25 protein-coding genes are annotated in these 20978 nt (G+C 38.6%); 5 read left to right on the top strand and 20 right to left on the bottom strand.

Annotation, left to right across the window (positions count from 1 at the left end; genetic code table 11):
• Window positions 1–21: 21 nt before the first annotated feature.
• The 16 genes from CDOM16189_RS05885 to nspC all read right to left on the bottom strand — a co-directional run bounded on the left by CDOM16189_RS05885 (window position 22) and on the right by nspC (window position 13444).
• Complete coding sequence (locus CDOM16189_RS05885; RefSeq protein WP_169975643.1) at window positions 22–651, bottom strand: NAD(P)H-dependent oxidoreductase; 630 nt, start codon at window positions 649–651, stop codon at window positions 22–24.
• Window positions 652–685: 34 nt separating this feature from the next.
• Window positions 686–928, bottom strand: a complete 243-nt coding sequence (locus CDOM16189_RS05880) for a hypothetical protein (protein WP_169975641.1) — start codon at window positions 926–928, stop codon at window positions 686–688.
• Window positions 913–1188 carry a hypothetical protein gene (locus CDOM16189_RS05875; RefSeq protein WP_169975640.1) on the bottom strand — a complete coding sequence of 92 codons (276 nt, stop codon included), beginning with the start codon at window positions 1186–1188 and terminating at the stop codon, window positions 913–915. Before CDOM16189_RS05875 ends, CDOM16189_RS05880 begins: the two co-directional genes overlap by 16 nt.
• Window positions 1188–1487, bottom strand: a complete 300-nt coding sequence (locus tag CDOM16189_RS05870; RefSeq protein ID WP_169975638.1) for an ElaB/YgaM/YqjD family protein — start codon at window positions 1485–1487, stop codon at window positions 1188–1190. The genes CDOM16189_RS05875 and CDOM16189_RS05870 overlap by 1 nt, the downstream gene beginning before the upstream one ends.
• Window positions 1488–1720: 233 nt before the next feature.
• Entirely contained in the window at window positions 1721–2743 is a 1023-nt protein-coding gene (gene selD / locus CDOM16189_RS05865; protein ID WP_169975683.1) for a selenide, water dikinase SelD, read from the bottom strand.
• The gene (gene yedF, locus CDOM16189_RS05860) at window positions 2743–3339 is read right to left on the bottom strand and encodes a sulfurtransferase-like selenium metabolism protein YedF (protein WP_169975636.1); all 597 of its coding nucleotides are present in this window, start codon (window positions 3337–3339) and stop codon (window positions 2743–2745) included. The genes selD and yedF overlap by 1 nt, the downstream gene beginning before the upstream one ends.
• Before the next feature lie 169 nt (window positions 3340–3508).
• Entirely contained in the window at window positions 3509–3697 is a 189-nt protein-coding gene (locus CDOM16189_RS05855) for a sodium-dependent tyrosine transporter (protein WP_169941203.1), read from the bottom strand.
• 26 nt (window positions 3698–3723) lie between these two features.
• Window positions 3724–4449 (bottom strand): winged helix-turn-helix domain-containing protein, encoded by a 726-nt coding sequence (locus CDOM16189_RS05850; protein ID WP_170000845.1) that lies wholly within the window; start codon window positions 4447–4449, stop codon window positions 3724–3726.
• Window positions 4446–5228 carry a formate dehydrogenase accessory sulfurtransferase FdhD gene (gene fdhD / locus CDOM16189_RS05845; RefSeq protein WP_170000844.1) on the bottom strand — a complete coding sequence of 261 codons (783 nt, stop codon included), beginning with the start codon at window positions 5226–5228 and terminating at the stop codon, window positions 4446–4448. Before fdhD ends, CDOM16189_RS05850 begins: the two co-directional genes overlap by 4 nt.
• Before the next feature lie 212 nt (window positions 5229–5440).
• Window positions 5441–6346: a formate dehydrogenase subunit gamma gene (locus CDOM16189_RS05840; protein ID WP_169975632.1), complete on the bottom strand. Its 906-nt coding sequence runs from the start codon at window positions 6344–6346 to the stop codon at window positions 5441–5443.
• Window positions 6343–6963, bottom strand: a complete 621-nt coding sequence (gene fdh3B, locus CDOM16189_RS05835; RefSeq protein ID WP_169975630.1) for a formate dehydrogenase FDH3 subunit beta — start codon at window positions 6961–6963, stop codon at window positions 6343–6345. Before fdh3B ends, CDOM16189_RS05840 begins: the two co-directional genes overlap by 4 nt.
• A gap of 1 nt (window position 6964) precedes the next feature.
• The gene (locus CDOM16189_RS05830; protein WP_249321579.1) at window positions 6965–9793 is read right to left on the bottom strand and encodes a formate dehydrogenase subunit alpha; all 2829 of its coding nucleotides are present in this window, start codon (window positions 9791–9793) and stop codon (window positions 6965–6967) included.
• 27 nt (window positions 9794–9820) lie between these two features.
• Window positions 9821–10000, bottom strand: coding sequence for a twin-arginine translocation signal domain-containing protein (locus tag CDOM16189_RS05820; protein WP_169975626.1), 180 nt, complete (start codon window positions 9998–10000; stop codon window positions 9821–9823).
• Window positions 10000–10728, bottom strand: a complete 729-nt coding sequence (locus tag CDOM16189_RS05815; protein WP_169975624.1) for a TorD/DmsD family molecular chaperone — start codon at window positions 10726–10728, stop codon at window positions 10000–10002. Before CDOM16189_RS05815 ends, CDOM16189_RS05820 begins: the two co-directional genes overlap by 1 nt.
• A gap of 301 nt (window positions 10729–11029) precedes the next feature.
• Window positions 11030–12295 carry a DUF2920 family protein gene (locus CDOM16189_RS05810; RefSeq protein ID WP_169975622.1) on the bottom strand — a complete coding sequence of 422 codons (1266 nt, stop codon included), beginning with the start codon at window positions 12293–12295 and terminating at the stop codon, window positions 11030–11032.
• A gap of 9 nt (window positions 12296–12304) precedes the next feature.
• On the bottom strand, window positions 12305–13444 hold the full coding sequence (gene nspC / locus CDOM16189_RS05805) for a carboxynorspermidine decarboxylase (protein ID WP_169975620.1): 1140 nt from the start codon (window positions 13442–13444) through the stop codon (window positions 12305–12307).
• A 92-nt stretch (window positions 13445–13536) separates the two neighbouring features.
• Between nspC and CDOM16189_RS05800 the strand changes: the two genes are divergently transcribed.
• Together CDOM16189_RS05800 and CDOM16189_RS05795 are read left to right on the top strand one after the other, a co-directional pair.
• Window positions 13537–13764 (top strand): MoaD/ThiS family protein, encoded by a 228-nt coding sequence (locus CDOM16189_RS05800; RefSeq protein ID WP_169975618.1) that lies wholly within the window; start codon window positions 13537–13539, stop codon window positions 13762–13764.
• A gap of 1 nt (window position 13765) precedes the next feature.
• Entirely contained in the window at window positions 13766–14200 is a 435-nt protein-coding gene (locus tag CDOM16189_RS05795; protein ID WP_169975616.1) for a molybdopterin synthase catalytic subunit, read from the top strand.
• 59 nt (window positions 14201–14259) lie between these two features.
• Here the strand turns inward: CDOM16189_RS05795 and yedE are convergent, their stop codons facing one another.
• Window positions 14260–15327, bottom strand: a complete 1068-nt coding sequence (gene yedE, locus CDOM16189_RS05790; protein ID WP_169975614.1) for a YedE family putative selenium transporter — start codon at window positions 15325–15327, stop codon at window positions 14260–14262.
• A gap of 157 nt (window positions 15328–15484) precedes the next feature.
• Here yedE and CDOM16189_RS05785 point away from each other — a divergent pair, with 157 nt between their 5' ends.
• Window positions 15485–16681, top strand: coding sequence for a molybdopterin molybdotransferase MoeA (locus tag CDOM16189_RS05785; protein WP_169975612.1), 1197 nt, complete (start codon window positions 15485–15487; stop codon window positions 16679–16681).
• Between the two features lie 38 nt (window positions 16682–16719).
• Here CDOM16189_RS05785 and CDOM16189_RS05780 read toward each other — a convergent pair whose 3' ends face one another.
• On the bottom strand, window positions 16720–17592 hold the full coding sequence (locus CDOM16189_RS05780; RefSeq protein WP_169975610.1) for a DUF4198 domain-containing protein: 873 nt from the start codon (window positions 17590–17592) through the stop codon (window positions 16720–16722).
• Between the two features lie 194 nt (window positions 17593–17786).
• On the opposite strand from CDOM16189_RS05780, the gene CDOM16189_RS05775 reads away from it, so the two are divergent.
• Window positions 17787–18773 carry a DUF2156 domain-containing protein gene (locus CDOM16189_RS05775; protein WP_170000843.1) on the top strand — a complete coding sequence of 329 codons (987 nt, stop codon included), beginning with the start codon at window positions 17787–17789 and terminating at the stop codon, window positions 18771–18773.
• Complete coding sequence (locus CDOM16189_RS05770; protein ID WP_249321577.1) at window positions 18743–19204, top strand: GNAT family N-acetyltransferase; 462 nt, start codon at window positions 18743–18745, stop codon at window positions 19202–19204. Before CDOM16189_RS05775 ends, CDOM16189_RS05770 begins: the two co-directional genes overlap by 31 nt.
• On the opposite strand, the gene CDOM16189_RS05765 is transcribed toward CDOM16189_RS05770, so the two are convergent.
• Window positions 19197–20411: a BaiN/RdsA family NAD(P)/FAD-dependent oxidoreductase gene (locus CDOM16189_RS05765; RefSeq protein ID WP_169975608.1), complete on the bottom strand. Its 1215-nt coding sequence runs from the start codon at window positions 20409–20411 to the stop codon at window positions 19197–19199. The genes CDOM16189_RS05770 and CDOM16189_RS05765 overlap by 8 nt on opposite strands.
• Before the next feature lie 48 nt (window positions 20412–20459).
• Window positions 20460–20954 carry a heme utilization cystosolic carrier protein HutX gene (hutX, locus tag CDOM16189_RS05760; RefSeq protein ID WP_169975606.1) on the bottom strand — a complete coding sequence of 165 codons (495 nt, stop codon included), beginning with the start codon at window positions 20952–20954 and terminating at the stop codon, window positions 20460–20462.
• Window positions 20955–20978: the final 24 nt, after the last annotated feature.

Here is a 20978-nt window from a genome sequence, read left to right as displayed (position 1 = left end):
CAGGGTTAATAGCCCCTGAATCTACTCTATCCACTTTACGACATCACTCATATCACGGCGATACTTTGGAGGTTGTTCATTTAGTCTATAGCCAAACGGCACGATGATAGCTACGCGGTGCTTAAGCGGGTCAATGCCTAAAATTTTACCTACCTCTTCGCGCTCAAAGCCCTCCATAGGGCAACTATCTACCCCAATACTTGCCGCCGCATTCATCATATTTAAAGCCGCAAAAAGACACTGTTCGTGCGCCCACTGAAAGATAATCTCATCATTATCTTGAAGCTTTTGCGCTAATTTGGTTTTATAAAACTCCTCTTTAGCTGCGCGCTCTTCAGGCGATTTAAAAGGAAATCTATCTATCATCTTATCTATATACTCGCTACCGCTTTTTAGCTCAGAGATCTTTGCAAGGACAACTACAAGATGAGAACAAGTAGTGATTTGAGCTTGCCCCCAAGATTTTTCTTTTATCTTCTCGCGCATAACAGAGTTTTGGACAACTATAAAATCCCATTGCTCAAGCCCGAGCGAGCTTGGACTAAGCCTACCGGCTTCTAGGATAAACTCAAAATCGGCTTTTTTGATCTTTTTATTTTCATCAAAAATTTTGCAAGCGTGGCGAAAATTTATGATTTCCAAATAATCCATAAAATCTCCTTTTATGATAGTTATTTTATCTATTCTATCTTTTAAAAAGCTTGATTAAAGCGGGCATAATCAAATTTTTATTTATAAAATTTATTAAAGCATCGGCAATCATGCCTTGATTTATAAATTTAAGCTCACGAGAGATGTCAAAGCCGGGATCGTTTAAAAGCATCCTAAGCTTTGCCTCTTCGAGTCTTAAGTGCTTTTTGTTCTTATCCCTTCCCTCAAGCATAGCGACGACTACGCCAAGCTTTTCTCTTGTCATCTTGCTTTCCATGAAGCTACCTTATATATGATAAATGCGGCTATAAAAGCGACAAAAGAGGTCGATAGATACGCTGCAACCTCGCCTATCATAGAAACTAAAAGTATATTTAACCCGACAAGGAAAAATATAAATCCTATGATGGCTAATACAGTCGCCGTAACGGTAAGCAAAAAACCGCTGGCACTCTTAAAAAAAGAGTGCCTGATATCATCAGCCTGAGCCTCGACAAGCTCTACAATAGAGACTATAAACTCAGATATATTTGCCATTATTTTTTGAGCAACCAAGCTAGCACGAAGCCAACTCCGGCAGCTATGGCAACGCTTTTTATAGGATCTTCTTTGATAGTGTCATTTACGCTATCGATGCTATCTTTGCCTTTTGCTTTTAGCTCGTCGATGTATTTTTTGATCTCTTCAACATCTATCTGGTCTAAAATTTTATCCTTGCCTGCCTCAACTTTGGAAACTCCGATATCTTTAATTGATTTTACAATATCTTTCAAATCTGATTTCAGAGCATCGATATCGTTTTTTAAATCCTCTAGGTTAATCTCTTTTGTAGCCATTTCTGCTCCTTGTAAAAATAAATTAAGGCTTGCTTTTTAAAATAAAAAACGAATCCTTAAAATTCACTTTACTATATATTTTATAACAGGTATTAAATATAGATGAAATTTAAACAAATGGCTAAATAATGACTGTGTCAGATTAGAAAGATTAATTTTCTATCCATAAAGCACTATACACTATTATCAAAACCTCATCAATATTTCAATATTTATCAATTTTTAGATTTATCCTAAATTAAATTTATCTTATTTGTGTTATTTTTAGTAACACAACCTACTATAGAACTCATCTCATATCCTGCCTCTTTTAGTCGTTCAAGAGTTAAATTTGCCTGCTTTTCATCAACTGCAAGCAAAAGTCCGCCTGAAGTTTGAGCATCGTAAAGCAGTATATCAGCCTCTTTTCCGATTACAAATTTACTTGCAAATTCGCGGTTTTTATAACTTCCCGCAGGCAAAAGTCCCATACTCGCCATCTCTTTTGCACTCTTTAAGATAGGCACCTTATCGGCAAAAATTTCAAAGCCTATATCATCTCTTAACATCTCGCTTAAATGCCCCAAAAAACCAAATCCTGTTACATCGGTAGCCGCAGAAACACAAATTTCACTCATGGCGCCAACAGCGTAAAAATTTAGCTGAGCCATATAGTTTGCAGCCTCTTTTATCTGCTTTAACTCCAGCATATCAGCCTTGATCGAAGTGCTTAACGCACCCATTCCAAGAGGCTTTGTTAAGATTAGCACGTCGCCCGCGCGGGCTGTATTATTCGCCCAAAATTTGCTTGGATGCACGCTTCCCGTTACACTAAGTCCGTAGTACATCTCTTTAGTTGCGATACTATGTCCACCCACAAGAGCGCCGCCGCACTCACGCACCTTACTTAGTCCGCCTTGCAAAATTTCGCTTAAAACTTCAGGCTCAAGGTGGCAGCTATCAAAGCCCACGATATTTAGTGCATTTATAACCTTTGCGCCCATGGCAAAGATATCGCTAAGAGAGTTTGCAGCAGCTATTTGACCGTAAAGATATGGATCATCGACAACCGGCGTGATGAAGTCAAGCGTTTGTACGAGCGCAATCTCATCGCTTAGCTTAAATACACTCGCGTCTTCATTTGTATCCACGCGCGTTAGCAAATTTGGATGCGCTAAGTCAAGATCGCCAATGCTTTTGTGTAGACCCAACGGGTCAAGTTTGGCAGCTCAACCCGCAGCAGCTACAAATTTAGTAAGTCTTTTATCGTTATACATCATAGTTTTATCACATCATATTTGGCAAGCATATTCACGACCTCATAAGCGTTTGTAATCTCGCCGACGCTTAATTTATCAACCAGCTTATAAGCCTCCAAGCAGCTTCCGCAGCTTAAAATTTTCACACCTGCTTTTTCAAGCTCTTTTAATGGCGCAAAGCTAACGTGTCCGCGATCGGTAGTCATCTTTACAGCGTTATTTACGCAAATAACCGCATAAGGCTTAGTTTCAAGCTGAAGAAGCGCGCCTATAAATTTTGACATGAGCCCAACGCCTACAGGTCCGCTGCCTGCGTGCTCTTCGCTGATATAAATAACTTTGCTGGCCTTGCTAGGAGTTTTACAAAGAAATTCATCAAAATTTTCACTCTTTATCTCAGCCCCGCTTTTAACGGCTCTAATTATCACTTCATCATTATCTTCGGTCATAGTAAATTTGATATTTTGAGAAGTTAAAAAGCGACTGATATTTTCTTTTGGAGCTACGGCATTTACTAAAATTTCTAAAATTTCGCCCTCTTTTAGCTCATTTAAGGCGTTTTTAGTGTTTATAACCGGCTGAGGGCACTCTAAATTTCTACAATCTATTTGCATGTTTTTCCTTTTTCTTGTCTCTTCAAACGGACTAAGCCCGATAAACCTTGAAGCTTAGAAGAGATTATATCATTTTAAATTTTAAAGATTTAAAAGCGAAGTTGAATTTTAAAAGAAGTGAAATTTAAAAATTACGGCGCCTAAATCTGCTAAGCGCCTTTTGTGGTTGTTATTTGTTGATGAAGTTTTTCTCAAGCCATTCGATAGCTTTTGCTTCGCTTTCGAATTTTCCGCTCTTTGCAACTTGATTTTGTCCTTCGTAGAAGCGGATCCTGATACCGTCTTGCACGCTATCAACTTTTACTCTTGTGATCTTATCTTTGTTAAGATAGACTCTGTCATTTAGTTTGATATACATTTTTCTCCCTTGTATAAATTTGGTTGTTATTTCTCTTGTTTTTTGATAAACAGCTCTTTAAAGCGCTTGTTTGCGTACTCTTCGATATCGGCTTGAAGCTGCTTATATGCGTTAATGAGCTCATAAGCGCGTTCATTTAGCGTGGTTCCTGCATTATCTCCTCCGCCTTGCTTTGTATTTACAAGATCTTCTTTCATATTTTTTTGTAAAATTTGCAAGTGATTCCAGCACTTTTTATAGTTCATTCCTAAAATTTCAGCCGCTTTAGAGATAGAGCCAACCTGAGCGATCACCTCAAGCACTTCGGTTTTGCCTTTGCCAAATATTAGCTCGCCTTCATTATTTTCTATCCATGTTTTAGTTTTTACTACCATTGTCTTGCCTTTTTTTTCTTTAAAACAGCCGAGTTTGCAGTATTTTACGTCGATCTTATAATCTTTTAAAGTTGAGCGAATTTTCTTTAATCCAACTCCTTTAGCCGCGTCTCTACCATCAGCGCAAAATATCCTTCTTTTCTCATCCAAAAACGGCTCAAGCTTAGCTAAAACCTCTACACTCCCGCTTTCACAATCAAGCTTTCCAAACTGCCCAAGCTCGCAGTTATCTATCTTAACACCGATATCTGAAGCTATCTTGCCAACCTCTTCAATAGGCGTGTTTGTCTTAGCTGAAATTTTAAAAGCCGAACCGCAATCAAGTCTGCCGTTTGAATTAAGCAGATCATTTATCAAATTTTCGACCTCTTTACTCATCCTATAATCCTCTCAAGTCCGCTATAAACGTTCATATTTTCACCCCTTGCAAATCCGCAAAGAGTAAGGTTAAACTTACGCGCTATCAGCACTCCAAGGCTAGTGGGAGCCGTGCGCGAAACAAGTGCTGGCACACCGTGCATAACAGCCTTTGCCACCATCTCCGAGCTTAGTCTTCCGCTAACCATTAAAAATGTCTTACTTAGATCAACTCCTGCTAAGCAAGCCTTGCCTACAGCCTTATCGATAGTGTTGTGCTGAGCGATATCCTCGCCGATAAAAAATGTATTTTCATCGACATAAAGCTTTGCCGTATGCACACAGCCTGTCATCTCGTAAAGCTCACACTGAGTGTAAAACTGCCTCATCTGCTTTAAAATTTCATCTTTTTTAAATTTGATATCAGCCTTTACAACCCTAGCAGACATAGCCTCAGGATCGATGTTAGCGGTTTGGCCTCTGCCGCATCCGCTTATGATGATAGCCTCTTCGTCAAAGCGCTTCATACTGCCTTCATTTACCTTTGCGGTTATCTTTACGCTAAGTCCGTCATCATCAAGCTTCACATCGCTTATATCGCTTGCTTTAGCTATGATATTTTCGCTTATGAGATAGCCCACGGCAAGTGTTTCTTGATCTACAGGCGTTGCCATCATCGCGCCAAATCGCCTGTCGTTGATCTGAATTTCAAGCTTGATCTCACGAACCAAGATATCATCTTTTAAAAATTGCGTATCGCCTTTAAATTTGGTGATCTGCGTAGTATAAATCGGCTGCATCGACTTCCTTTAAATTTTAATAAAACAGAGTTATTTTATTAAAATTTGTATTTGAATTGTATTAGATTTTCACTTAAATAAAGCATAAAACTTAAACTTAGTTTATATCGTAGTATTGGGTATCTTGAAGCTTTTTAGATATGATTTTTTAGCATATTTCTTAAATTTTAAATTTAAAGGGAATTTGAACCCAAATTCCCTATTTATAAATTTTAAATTTGACCCTTGCTTTGAAGCTCTTTATACCAATAGCTATGAAGTATAGCCACCTCTTCTTCCTCTTTATATCCTGTAACCATCGACCAGATCGCTCCGTGAATAGCGATTGCCGCCATGTAGATATGCACAAAGAAGAAAGTAGCGCACACGATACCTAGGATGTTGTGGATGATAGCTGAAAGTCTAAGAACCTCTATCTGGCTCATGCCAAGCCAGCCTGCAACGTTTGGAGTTGAGAAGTCTAGGAAATACATCGCAGCTCCCGTTGCTATCATGACAAGACCGCCAGGAATAGCTATCCAGTACCACGCCTTTTGTCCTGCGTTAAATTTGCCCGCAGGTACAGGTCGCTTAACCTTTGAAAGATAGCCGCCCACTATCATCATCCATTTGATGTCATAGATCGCAGGAAGCATTCTCTTTGTCCAGTAAATCATCATCGGAGGCACAGAGACCGCAAAGATGATCGTAGCTATGCCGTGTAAATTTTTACAGACTCTAACAAAAGCTCCGCCACCAAATAGATCGCCCCACATCATAATTATACCGGTTGGAACAAGAATTACCCAAGATACCGCTGCAAGAGCATGAGACACACGCTCAATCACTCCGAAGGCATAAATTTTCTTGCCATCGTGACTAAAGTGTTTTGGACCTATGATCAAAAAGTGCAAAACAAAGGCAAATACAACGGCAGCAATTATTGCAACAACGCCAAACGCAAAGTAGTCATTACCTTGAATAAATGTAAAGAGTGGCCCAAAGCCATCTTCATAAGGCTTTATGTTCTCTACTCTTCCTGCAGCCCAAACATTACTTTCGTATTGATTTGTGCCGTCAGGTAAATTTAGAGCAAAAGCGCTTATAACAAACGCAAAAAGAGATAATATTTTTCTCATAATCTATCCTTTGTGTAATAGGCTATCTTCCAAGTTGGGCTCTGCTTGATATCTTTTATACCATAACCTCTAGCGTTTACCCTGTCTTGATAGATTTGTGCAATTATAGCAGATTCCCCCACAAGTAAAGCTTTTGTTGAACACATTGCCGCACATACCGGCACTTTGCCTTCAGAAATTCTGTTTTGACCATACTCTTCAAATTCATGTTCGCTATTTGTGGCCTCAGGACCGCCTGCACACATAGTGCATTTGTCCATAGAACCTTTAACTCCAAATACACCACTCTTTGGAAATTGTGGAGCACCGAAAGGACAAGCATACAAGCAGTATCCGCAACCTATGCAAATTTCTTTATCGTGAAGGACGATTCCGTCATTTCTGATATAAAAACAGTTCACAGGACATACAAGCGAGCATGGAGCATCTTCGCAGTGCATACAAGCAATAGACGTAGAAATTTCTTTGCCCTGAATTCCCTCATTTAATGTGATAACTCTGCGCCTTCTAACGCCTATAGGTAGCTCATGAGCCTCGTCACAAGCCACTGCGCATCCGTTGCAATCAATACATCTATCATCATCGCAATAAAATTTTAATCTAGTTAAATCGCTCATATTACGCCTTTTCTATGCGGCATAGACCGCCTTTTGTTTCTGGAATTTGAGTTACTATATCATAGCCATAGTTAGTAACCGTATTTGCACTTTCTCCGGATGCGAAAGGTTTAGTTCCGTCCGGGAAATTTCCAGTCAAATCAACGCCCTGCATAACGCCTGCAAAGTGAAACGGTAAAAATACCATATCAGGAGCTACAGAATGAACTATCCTTGTTTTTACTTTTATCCTTGTTCCCTCAGGAGAGTAAATCCATATCATATCGCCGTTTTTAAGCTGATATTTAGCCGCCAAATCAGGGTGCACGTCGGCAAACATCTCAGGAGTTAAGCGCGCTAGATATTTGCTCGCTCTATTTTCCATGCCAGCTCCATTTAGATTTACTAAACGTCCAGTAACCAAATTTACAGGGAACTCTTTAGCAAAATCTGTGCTTTGCTGCAAGCTCTCGTATTTTGTAAATACGCGGTAGTGATTTGGTTTATCTTTAAAGCTTGGGTACTTCTTGGCAAGATCTGTTCTTGGCGAATGTATTGGCTCGCGGTGTTGAGGAATTTGATCTGCAAACGTCCATACTATCGCCCTTGCTCTTGCATTTCCGTAAGGAGCTATGCCTTTTTCCATACATTTTTCGGCTATTATACCGCTACTATCGGTAGCCCAGCTTGCACCCATTTTGGCTTTCTCTTCTTCTGTTAAAGTTATGCCTAAAACTTTTTCGATGTTTTCTTTTGTGATTTGAGGATATCCGCCCTTAACCACAGAATCAACCGGCGCACTACCCTCGCCTGCTAGCTGGTTTACTCCATTATGCTCTAAACCGAAGCGATTTCTAAAGCCCATACCACCTTGCATAACAGGTTTATTTATATCATATAAATTAGGGCTTCCAGGATGTTTGGCCGTCCAGCAAGGCCAAGGTAGTCCATAATATTCACCCTCAACTGCAGTTCCAGGCTTACCAATAAGAGTTTGCTCGTCAAATTTATCCCAATTTTCCTGATGTCTCTTTAATCTCTCTGGAGTCCATCCCGTAAGACCTATACTCTTTACTATGCTTGAAATTTCTCTAGTAGCGGCTTCCGGCCACTCGATCTTGCCGTTTTCATCACGAATAGTTCTGGTTAGTTCGTCATAAAATCCTATACGTTTAGCAAGTTCAAACAAAATTTCTTGATCAGGTTTGCTCTCATACATTGGCTCGATAGCCTGAGATCTCCACTGCCCAGAGCGGTTTGTGGCTACAACCGTTCCGCTTGTCTCAAACTGAGTGGCAGAAGGAAGCAAGAATATATTATCCTTTTTATTTGTAACAATACCCGCTTCGTTTACGAAAGGATCGGCTAATATAAGAAGCTCAAGATTATCAAGACCCTCTTGAACCTTTGCTTGTTGAGCGGTAGATGTTATACCGTTTCCTATGACAAATAGAGCTTTTAGGCTTGCTCCTGCGTTATCTATAGGATCGTTTCCGTTCTTTCCGTCAAGCGGTCCCGCCCACCATCTAGCAAGAGTAAAGCCCGGCTTAAACATCCATTCAGGCTTAACGAAATTTCCTTGTAACCACTCGTAATCAACCTTCCACATCTTAGCAAAATACTTCCAAGAGCCTTCGTTTTTGGAGTAGTATCCGGGCAAGCTGTCAGGAGCGTTTGCCATATCGCTTGCGCCTTGAACGTTATCGTGTCCGCGAAGGATGTTACATCCGCCGCCGCTTACGCCCATGTTGCCTAGTATTAGCTGAAGGATAGGAGCTATACGGGTGTTTGAGCTTCCTATGGTGTGCTGAGTTAGACCCATAGCCCATACAACCGAGCCCGGTTTGTTTTTAACGAAAACTTCGGTTATCTCTTTAAGAATGCTAGCTTTTACGCCCGTTACATCCTCGACCACTTCAGGAGTCCATTTTTTAGCCTCTTCGCGGATTAAGTCTATACCGTAAGTTCTATCTTCTATGAATTTTTTATCTTCCCAGCCGTTTTCAAAGATCAAATTCATCATTCCGTACATAAAAGGAATATCCGTTCCTGGACGAATTTGAGCGAAATAATCAGCCTTAGCCGCAGTTCTCGTATATCTTGGATCAACCACGATAAGCTTAGCGCCGTTATTTTCCTTAGCTTTTAAGAAGTGTCTAAATCCAACAGGGTGATTAACCGCCGGATTTGCGCCTATTATAAATATAGATTTTGCGTTTTGGATATCTCCAAGGTGGTTTGTCATAGCGCCGTAACCCCAAGTATTCGCCACACCGGCGACTGTTGCACTATGTCAAATTCTAGCTTGATGATCTAGGTTGTTCGTTCCAAACATAGCAGCGAATTTGCTTATATAGTAGCTTTGTTCGTTGCTAACTTTGGCAGAACCTAGGAACATAACTTGTTCTGGATTTTCCTCTCTATATTTTTTAAGCTGAGCGCCTATTCTGTCAAACGCTTCAGTATAACTTATGCGTTTCCACTTGCCATTTTCTTTAACCATAGGGTATTTTAAGCGACAATGAGAGCGAATCATATCGATCATATCGCTGCCCTTACAGCAATGACCACCTGCACTTACAGGGTGGTCTTGGGCAACCTCTTGACGAACCCAAACACCATTTTCAACCTCTGCAATAACTCCACACCCAACAGAACATGCTGTACAGATGCTCTTTACGATTCGAGAATTTGGAAATGGATTCTTTTTCTCTTCACTACTAGCCTCTCTTGTAACTCCGCTTGCGGCAAGTCCGCTAACAGAGCCTATGGCAGTAGCAAGCGATGCCATCTTCAAAAACGATCTACGACCGATTTTGCTTGGCGCAATACCTATATTAGCTTGCGACATCCTAGCCCTTTCTATACTTTATTAAATTTACTTTGCTTGTTGATAGTAAAATTCCCATGTTTTGCTTCTTGTATAAAGCACCTCATTTTTCTTACTTTTCCCACTTTTTAAATTTGATCCCGCAGAATATGCAGCAGTTGCAGCTACAGCTGCTGCACTTCCGGCAAAACCAAGTTTTTTGAGAAATTCACGTCTTGTTTTTTCCATTATTCCTCTCCCTCAAAATTTTTAGCTGTCATTTTTCTAACTCTATTTTTCTCTCTTCTAATCATCTCCGAACGAGATATATTGTCATAAGATTTCTTGCTTGACTCGTCACGAACCGGAGGTTTTGATAACTCATAGCACACTCTTTCAAACTCTATAAAACTTTGAAGAAGCGTTGCTACATCTTTATAAATTTTAGCCTCTTCGTGCATAAATAATTTTTCACAAAATTGATCTATGTATGGATTTATAATCTCTTTAAATAGCTTCTCGGCAAGCTCTTCATACTCACTTTCTCCTCTGGCAGCTCTATTTACAAATTCGCTCATAAGAGTAAAAACAAATCCGACACTATCTTCATTCTCTTTGAAATTTTTCTCATCCCGCCTAATATCAGTATGTGCCAATATCTTCCTTATCTTTGCGCATACATTTCCTATCTCAAAACCCTCATCGTAATAGGACAAGCTGTTTCTAAGCGGTTTTGGAGGGGCGTGAAATATATTATCGTATTCATCTATTATATTTTGCGGATTTTTCTCATCAAAATTTGAGCTAAGCCTCATTATGGCAGCGGCAGAATTTTCATCAAAGTTAGCAGTAGTCATTAAAGATAGCATTTTTGAAACGCCATCAAATCTATCCTCTTTAATACTAAAGACAAAAAGTCTTGAAAAAAGCGAATAGTAAAGCGCTCTAGCAGCTGCTATTTCCCTCATACTTGCCATCTTTATTTCCCTTTTAATCTCAAATGTCGAAAGTGTTTATCTAAATTTCGACAATGAAACTATACTACGACTAAGCTTAGCAAATATACTTAAAAAAATATAAGCCCAAAAAGTTAATTTTAGCTTAAATATGCCTTAATTGCATAATTCAAACTCCCTATTTTTAGGGCTTTTAGAGCTATTCCTGAAAACAAATTTTTACTATTTTTTATTAGAAACAAATCTCAAAATCAATTTATATTATTATCAAAATAGTATAAATTTTAAAAAACTAGAATTAAGTATGATATTTTTATGAATTTTATTGTTTTGTTTTAGAAATTGCCAAATTTATCTTATCATCCATCTCATAAAATTTATATATCAAATCAACACTTTTATAACTTATGCTTTTTTGGTTCCAAGGCTCTTTTTTTACTTTTTTTAGCTTTTTAATCATTTTTGATAGCTCTTTTTTAATAAGGCTTTTTATAGACATATTCATGCCATGTTCTAAATTTTTAATAAATTTACCGTCTATTTCACTCTCATCTTTTATCATATTTAAAGTAGCATCGAATCCAAACTCTCGAAGTATTTTATAAAGCTCCGCCTTGTCGCTTGCTGGAGCAATACTAGTATCTTTTACGGAGTGATAACTGACGTAAATTGGCTTTGGATACCCACTTTGTATTTTTAAGTGATCCAAATTTAACAAATAACGTATCTCCTCCCTTGCTTCAGAGAAATAGTTTGGCGAATTTTGATTTAATGTCCAATAAGTCTTATCAGAGCAAAAGATATTAATATTATTAAAAAATAGTGTAGTTGAAAAGCCATAATATTTTTTATAGTCAACCTCTTTGCCAAATCCTATAAAAGAAAAAGGATTGTTTGCATAACAACTATTATCTATCACTCCGTCAATTAACCATGGGGCAATTTTTGCAGCCATGTGAGCCAAATATCCACCATGTGAGCTACCCAGCATAATAATATTAAGATTATCCGTATTTGTTCCAAAAACTTTAAATGGCGGAGAATTTTTAATAAAAAGCAGTGTGTTTATGAGATCTTGAGCTTGCATAATACCAAAATTTTGATATTCATTTTTAGTTGGCTGAATAGTTACGGAAAGTTCCATTAAATAATCATCAGGAAGTTCTCCTTTGGCTTTTTTGTCAGATAGTGTTTGATTAAGACCAAGCAAAATACTTTGTGTCATTTGATAACTCTCTAAAGAGCTTAGATCTCCACTTAAAGGAATACCTATCTCTTGGCATTTGGCAGCTAAATAGTACTGATCAATTCTATCCATACAAAATACAGAACCGACTTGAGGTCTATTTCCGATACAATGATAATTCACAATTACAACAGCCACACCAAATTCCTTTACAGCAAACTCGGCCAGATGCTGTTTGTAAGATGAATCTGCATCGCCGCCAAGTCCTGACACTACAAATAGCACAGTTTCTATCTCGCACTCGTTATCATAACTTATACGAAATTCCAAAAGTGAATCTCGCTTGATATTAAGCTCTACATCATCACATGAAGCAATTTCATAGCTCTTATTAACTATCATTTTATCTCTTTAATTCCTATCCTTATATTGCTCGTATCCAAATTTTCTAATTGTTTTTATTTCGCCGTTTTCTTTAAGAAGTAGCAGATCAGGCAGCTTGATTCCGTTAAAAGTCGTGTTTTTTACGATAGTGTAGTGGATCTGATCTTCAAATATCACTCTATCGCCGATCTTTAGCTCGCTATCAAATTTATATTCGGCATTGCCGGCGTCAATTCCGACAATATCGCCTGCAAGACAGGTATTGCCGCCAAAGCGATAGCTAAATTTGCCGTTTTTACTCTCGCCGCGCACCGCAGGACGATAAGGCATTAGTATGGTATCAGGCATATGCGCTTCAGCTGATGTGTCTAAGATGGCGATATTTTTCTCGTTTTCAACGATATCTAGCACGCTTGATATCAAAAATCCGCACTGCCAGCCAACCGCCTCTCCAGGCTCTAGATATACTTCTACGCCGTATTTTTGGCGGAAATTTTTAACCAGCTTTATAAGCAGATCAACGTTATAGTCTTTTCTAGTGATATGGTGTCCGCCGCCGAAATTTATCCACTTCATCTTAGGTATAAACTCGCCAAATTTCTCTTCAAACGCCATAAGTACGGTCTCTAGGCTCTCGGCACTCTCTTCGCAAAGTGCGTGAAAATGAAGCCCTGTTATACCTTCAAGAAGTTCAGGCTTAAAATTTGCTCTTGTAATGCCAAGGCGACTAAACTTAGCACATGGGTTATACATATCAGTTGGCGAAGCTGAACTTTCAGGATTTACACGAAGTCCACAAATTATGCCTTTTGATAGAGCTTTATCTTTAAATTTTTGCCACTGATTAAAGCTATTAAAGACCACATGTTTTGAAATATCTAAAATTTCATCGATATCCTCATCTTTAAAAGCAGGCGAATATGTATGGATTTCACCTTTTATATAATCTTTTGCAAATTTTGCCTCCCAAAGTCCGCTACAAGTCGCTCCGTCAAGATACTCACTCACTATATCCATAGCTCCGCTAAAAGCAAATCCTTTAAGTGCTACTAAAATTTTAGCCCCGCTTTCATCTTTTACTCTTTTTAAAATTGTCAAATTTTTACGTAAAAGCGCCTCTTCACAGACATAAGCAGGTGTCTTTATGCTATTTATTATTTCGTTCATTTTTTCTCTTTGAGTTATAAATATAAGTTTACTAGTATATCTAAATTTAAAAATTTTAGGCTAAAATGGGATAAATTTTTAAAGGATGTATGATGGTAGAAATTGAGTTTTTAGGACCTATAAAGCTTGATAATATAAAGCTTGAAGCCTCAAATTTATCTGAAGTTAAAGAAAAGCTAAATAAATATACAAATTTTGAATTAAACGAGTGGCTTAAAATTTGTGCTGTAGCTGTAAATGACGAGATAGTTAGCTCTCTTGAGACCCCTCTTAAAGACGGCGATAGAATTTCTATTTTACCACCAGTTTGTGGAGGTTAAGATGGAAATTTACGAAGGAAACTTAGAGGTCGAAAAGATCACAAACGCTTGGTATAACGAGTTTAAAGATAAAAATTGCGGTGCGTTTATCACATTTGTGGGCATCGTGCGCGAAGAAGGCGGCATAAGTGCGCTTAGCTTTGATATATATGAGCCGATTTTAGCAAAATGGCTAAAAGGCTGGGAAGAAAAAGCGGCAAAAGAAAATGCTCACGTCCTCTTTGCTCACTCAAAAGGCGATGTGGCTGTGCATACAAGCTCATATGTCGCAGGAGTTGTAAGCCCTCAAAGAAAGGTTGCACTAAAGCTAATCAACGAATTTGTCGAGGACTTTAAAGCAAATGCGCCTATCTGGAAATACGATGTGATAGACGGCAAACGAATTTACGCCAAAGAACGAAGCCAAGCGATAAAAGGCGCCGGGCTTTTAGCATAACTTAATATTTTATCCAAACTATGCCATATACAGCGTAGTTTGGATAAATTTAGTGCCGATTAGGCAATTTTCTTATGGAAAAATCCAACATACACAGCGAATATAAATCCTATCGCTACCGCCCAAGGTGCTGCCGCAGTTATTCCACTTGGAGAGCTCGCTAATAAAAAGTTATGTGCCACCGCCGCACCAGCCATCATACCTATAACAAAAATAACAGAGCTTAAATTTCCTACACCCATTTGAACTAAGTGTTTACCAGGACATCCTTCGCTTAAACTAAAGCAAAGCCCGGCAAGAACCATACCTAAAAAATTCCATACATAATTATTATGCGCTATAGGCTGAGCCTCAAAGCCAAATTTATACTGCCCAAGAGCTACATTTGCGATAGTTGCAAATACTATTATGCTGATAATTCCGCTAAACATCGAAAAGTCTTTGTGAAATAACCTACTAAATGCTCCAACACTACAAAATTTACTCTTATGCATCAAAGCACCAATTATAATACTTAAAACAAGCGAGGCAATTATAGGAGCATGCTGAGATCCAGGACCTTTAGCCGACTCAAATAAAGGCGCATTATCACCTAGCTTTAGCCCAAGAACTAAAGCCAAAAGCATAATCACTCCTATAATAGTAGGCAAAAATCCCATAGCCGCAGGAAGCCTGTCGCCTTCCGTAAGTGCATATCCGCGTTTTTTAAAGAATATTCCTATGCCAACTCCAGCAGCAAGCCCTACAAATCCAGCTATTGCAGTCATATCACCGCCACCTAAACGCAAAAAAGCTCTCCAAGGACATCCTAAAAATACAAGACATCCTATCATCGCAAAAGCACCCAAGAAAAAGCGAGTAAATGGTGACGAGCCCGTAGTTGCGACAAATTCCTTAGTCCAAAACATACTGGCAATAAATCCACCTATTATTAGACCTATAATCTCAGGTCTTACATATTGCACAACAGCAGCCCTGTGAAATCCGAGCGCACCAGTTGTATCACGCAAAAAGCAAGCGGCGCATACACCCATATTTCCAGGGTTGCCAAGATATACTAAAATCGCGCCAAGTAGGCCCAAAGCACCGCCGGCAGCGATAAACCACTTATAGTTTGAAAAATTCATTGAAGTTCCTTGAATAATTGTAAAATCAACCTGATTTCTTGTGTAAGATTTTACAATTGTGAAAATAAAAAGGTGATAAATTTACTGCTTTGTTTAAATCAAAAATGATAGAATATGCAAATTTTAAATAATACTCTAATTACACTAAGGATATATAATGAAAGAATGGGCTAAATATGATGACACTTTAAAAATTTTGCGCTCCACGATCACGCCTTGGGATAAGGTTCAAAAAGTTGCCATCACCGAAGCACTCGACCGCCATATCGCTACCGATGTCATTGCGGCCGATAACTACCCGCCAAAGCCTACTTCAGCGATGGACGGATATGCCTTTAAATGGAGTGAAAATTTAAGCGAGCTAGAGCTCATCACCGACCTTCCGGCAGGCACCGATAAAGGCATCGTAGTAGAGAGTTCAAAGTGCATTAAGACTTTTACGGGCTCGCTTATGAGCGAGGGCACAGACACGCTTGTACCGGTTGAAAACGTCGAAGTTGCAGGCTCTAAAATCATCATAAAAAAGCCTGTAAATAAAGGCTTTGCAGTTAGAGAGGTCGGCGAGAGCTACAAAAAAGGCGAAATTCTCATCAAAAAAGGCACCAAAATAGGCTACGCAGAGGTTGCGCTTATGGCTGAGCTTGGGATGTTTCACATAAGCGTATTTGTACGCCCGCGAGTTGCTATACTGGCTACCGGAAGCGAGATAAGAGATCTTGGCGAGCCGCTTTTAAACCCTGCTCAAATTCACAGCTCAAACCACATCGCAATCGCCCAAATGGTGCGCAAAATGGGAGCCGAGCCGATCATCTGTGAGATCGCAAAAGATAACGCCGACACCGTAAAAGAGGCTATCATAAGTGCTTTAAAGAGTGCCGATATCTTAGTAACCACAGGCGGTATCAGCATGGGGGATTACGACTTCGTAAAGGGCGCGCTTGATCAAAACTTTAAGATCATCATAGACGGTGCGGCGATAAAACCCGGCAGACACATCAAAGTAGTAAAAAGTGAGGATAAATACATCTTCGCACTTCCCGGATTTCCGTATTCGGCAATGGTGATGTGCGTGCTTTACGTGCGAGTTTTGATAAACGCTTGGTTTGATCTACCTGAGCCAAAGATAACTGCGATAATGGATGAAGATTATAAAAAACGCTCACCATTTTTGGAATTTACGGCTGCAAATTTAGTAAATCGCGACGGCAAAATTTACGTAAATTTAGACGGCAAAAAGCTTGGAAGCTCCGCGATCGTAAACAACCTCTTAAACGACGCAGCTCTTTTAATCATCCCAAAAGAGACGGAATTCATAGCTAAAGGCGAAGTAGTCGAGGTTCTAAAGATGGTTTAATGAAAATTTTGGCTCTTTAAAAGAGCCTAAATTATACCTCAACGTTCTTTTACATTAAAAGCGAGACTAGCCATATGAAATACATTCTTAGTCTTTCCAAAAAGCTCTTTTAACTCCCCGTCCTTTGTCACACTTTGATTGTAAGAGATACTAACGACCCACTCGCCAGGATGCGTAAGTCTTATCTTGGCCACTCCATTCATCAAAAACGAATAATAAGCAGTACCGCCAACTTGACCTAAATTTTCATTATCAGCTCTTATAAATTCGTTCATCTTATCGCTTACGCTTATTTTCTTTCCATTAAAAAGAACTTCAAACTCAACTTCATCGCCAACTTTTAAATTAGATATATTACCCCTTGGCATAATTTCAAGAGCGTGACCAAGAGGCTTTAGTTCGCTATTGAAATTTAAATATCTCTTCGCAAAGGCTTGATATTTAAGCGCAAAAAGCACCTTTGAAGCGTCATTTATCTCATTAAGAGGCTTTTGTTTCATTCTGGATTTGCCGTTTTTATCGATGTATTGCGTGACAAAAGCTGGTTTTGTGACGGCTTCAAAAGTTACATTTTTAGGCATATCTTTTTTGAGTGAAATTTTATTAAAGGCAAAATCGGCCTCAAAAACACTAAATTTATCACCCTCCAAAAACGGCTTTGGCGGACTAAATTCAGGAAAATAAAGCTTTGAAACTCCATTCTCGTCTATCATTTGAAATTTTTGTAAATTTACGCTTCCGTTTTCAGAATTTACCATATCATCAATTGGTATTTGATGCCCCCAGCCGACATTTACAAGCAAATGCCCCGGTCTATGCACCGTATGCTCGCTTAAATTTATCCAAAAAGTATGAGCAAAAGCGTTTATTGCTAGCGCTGCAATTAAAAACAAAATTTTTATATTTTTCATTACATCTCCTTTAAATTTATACCTAGTATAGTCTTTATGATGAATATTATCAATTTAAATTTATCGCCAAAAGGATTTATTTTAATGCTAAAAGGATTTTTTTATGAAATTAAATTTCAAAAATTTTTTGCTTAAAATCTCAAAATTTGCAGTACAATAGCGCCTAAATTTTAAAATTTTAGGAACACTTCAAAATGCTTGTCATAGGTGATTATAACCTCGAAAAATTCAGCATTACAACAAAACCTTGTATGCAAAAATATCTTGAAAAACTCCAAAATGAAATCGAACTTAGCATAAGCGATTATACATTTGCGGCAAATTATATCTGGCTTTCAAACGCAAGCGGCTTTTACGCGGTCATAGAGGATTGCTTTTGCCTCTTTGTGATGACGGGAAGCGAGCTTAGCATGCTTTTGCCACCTATCGGTAAGTTTGAAAATCTGAAAAACGCTACGGAAAAATGCTTTGAAATCATGAATTTAAACAACAGTTCGCGCCACTACTCAAGGATTGATTACGTGGCTGAAAATATCCTTGAAAAATTTGCCGTGATGATCGATGAGAGCGCAAATATCTTTGATGTTTTTGAAGATTACTTGTTTGAAAAAAAGCTGGTTGATTACATATACAAAACCGATAGTTTGATCGAGCTAAAGGGCAACTCCTATCATACAAAACGCACAGAGATCAACAAATTTAAAAACACCTATCCAAATTTTCGTATCGAGACGCTAGAGCCCGCAAAGCACAGTAAAGAGATCATAACTCTAGCTAATATTTGGGCGCAAGAGCGCATAAAATACATACCAAAAGAGCAAGCAGATGAGTTCATGGAGGGCATGTATCAGGAAAAAGCGGCGATTAAAAAAATGCTTCAAAACTACGAGGCTCTCGAGCTTAGCGGCATAGTTTTATACATCAACGACATATTGCAGGGCTTTACGGTCGGCGAGAGGATCAACGATAAGGTAGCAAGCGTCATCATAGAAAAGACGAATTTTGAAGTGCTTGGTTGCGCGCAGTTTATATTTCGCGAATTTAGCAAAATTCTCAAAGAAAAATACGGCTGCGAGTTCATAAACGTGGGCGATGACATGGGGTTTGAAAACCTTAAAAAAGTAAAGATGAGCTACCGACCAGAGCAACTTTGCGTAAAATACACGATCTATCAAAAATGACCTTACAAAAGCCAAATTTAACCGATATAAAGGCACTTTTTGAGCTTGAGAGCGCCTCTTTTGATAGGTTTAGCAGCCCTCTTTCAAAAAGAGCTTTTAGGTATCACATAGATAAAAATTTCATGCTCGCAGCAAAAGAAAATGGCGAAATTTTAGGCTACATTTTGATATTTGCCTATCTTAAAACTCCTCGCATCTACTCGCTTGCAGTTAGTCCAAAAGCTAGAGGTAAAGGAGTTGCAAAAGCGCTTATAAGCGAGGTTTTAAGCTGGTTTGAAAGCTTGCGTCTTGAAGTTAGAGTTGATAACGTAGCGGCGATAAATTTGTATAAAAAATTTGGCTTTAAGCAAACTAAAACGCTTAGCAAATACTACGATGACGGTTGCGACGCTTTAGAGATGATTTGGTTAGCAAAGCGCGAATTTAAATAGTATCAAAGTGGCGCGCTAGAGTTTTTGCGCTTGCAAAGGCAAAGTGTATGTTGTATCCTCCAAGCATGCCCGTAACGTCCAAAACTTCGCCGATAAAGTATAAATTTCTTTGCTTTTTACTCTCAAAATTTTGATTTAGCTCGCTTGTTAGCACACCGCCTTTTGTAACTTCCGCTCGCTCGAAACCAAATGTGCCGGCAGGTGCGAATTTGTACTCTTGCAGCTTTAAAATTTCGGTTTTTTCGGCTTGGCTATATTCATTAAAGCTCTTATCGGCTAAATTTCTTGATTTCAAAAACTCAAGAGTAAATCGCTTAGCAAGCGGTAAGATCGTAGAAAGCTGCTTTTTTGAGTTTAAATTTTTAAAGCTAAAATTTGGCAGAAAATTTAAACTCATCGTGCCCTTTTGCCAAAATAACGAAGCGTTTAAGATCGCTGGTCCGCTAATGCCTTTATGCGTAAATAAAACATCTCCGATAAATTTTCGCTCGGCTAGATTTTTTGCGCTTAAAGAAATTTCGGCATTCAGGCTAACGCCGCTTAAATTTTTAAACCAAAACTCATCTTTTTGAACCGTAAAACCGACCAAAGCGGGAGCAGTTCTAATTACCTCTATGCCAAAGCTATGAGCTATCTCATAGCCTATCTCGCTTGTGCCAAGAGCCTTGTAGCTAAGCCCACCGCTTGCGATCACAAGATGTTTGCAGCTAAATTTTTGTCCGCCGTGAGTTAAGACTTCAAAGATTTCATTTTGTGAATTTGATAAGTCATCTTGTGTGCTAACTTCAGTCGAATTTGAAATTTTAGACACGCTTTTTACATCACAGTTGTAAAATATCTTTGCTCCGCTTTGCTGCGACGCTCTTAAAAGCACGCCAAGAACGTCTTTGGCCGAGCTAGCACAAAAAAATTGATTTTGTTTTATCTCTTTAAATTTAAGCTCACTAAAAAACTCAAGCACTTCGCTAAAGTCTAAATTTAAAAGAGTCTTTGTGACAAATTCTTCATCGCCAAGATAGTTTTGCGCGCTTATATAGCGGTTCGTGACATTGCACTTGCCGCCACCGCTTGCGATGATTTTTTTGCCGGCGGAGGGATTTTTTTCAAGGATAGCTACACTTTTGCCGTGCAAATTTGCTGCCAAAAAGAGTCCAGCAGCTCCTGCACCGATGATTAAGATATCGTAAATTTGATTTGCAGCAGTCATCTTGCCAACCTCTAAAAATTAATATATGGCAAGATGACTAAAAAATTTTTAGAAACTATCTTTTAGCGCGAAAAATTTCTTCTCTTGCTCTGGATCTAGGTTATGCTTCTCGTCACGATTTACAAAAAGCTTAAAAATTACACTATTGTCTTTGCCGTAAAAATGCAAGCTATGTCCAAGCATGCCCATAAATTTAGTGCTTACAAAGCCTATATTGGCTATCGCATCTTCTTTTAAATGTCCGCCTAAAAAGCCGCTTTTACCGCAGAAATTTAAATATCCTTGAGCTTTTTTAGGGCTTGAAACTTTAACTTTAATCTCTATTATAAATTCAGGAGTATTTTTTATGAAATTCATCTCTCCCCAGCTACTAAGCTCTTCAAAAATTTTTTCCAGATGCTCAGAACCAATAAGCTTAAACTCGTCTTTGCTTCTATGCTTTAAAACTTCAAACTCACTAACTCCAAGCTGCTTTGCAGCCTCATAAACAGACATCTTTTTATCTTCAAAAAGCTTGTCGATTTTTTGTTTTAAATCACACATTGTTCATCCTTTAAATAATTTTGG

Source organism: Campylobacter sp. RM16189, from assembly GCF_012978815.1.
Taxonomy (GTDB): Bacteria; Campylobacterota; Campylobacteria; order Campylobacterales; family Campylobacteraceae; genus Campylobacter_A.
This window is presented reverse-complemented; position numbering and strand designations above follow the sequence as displayed.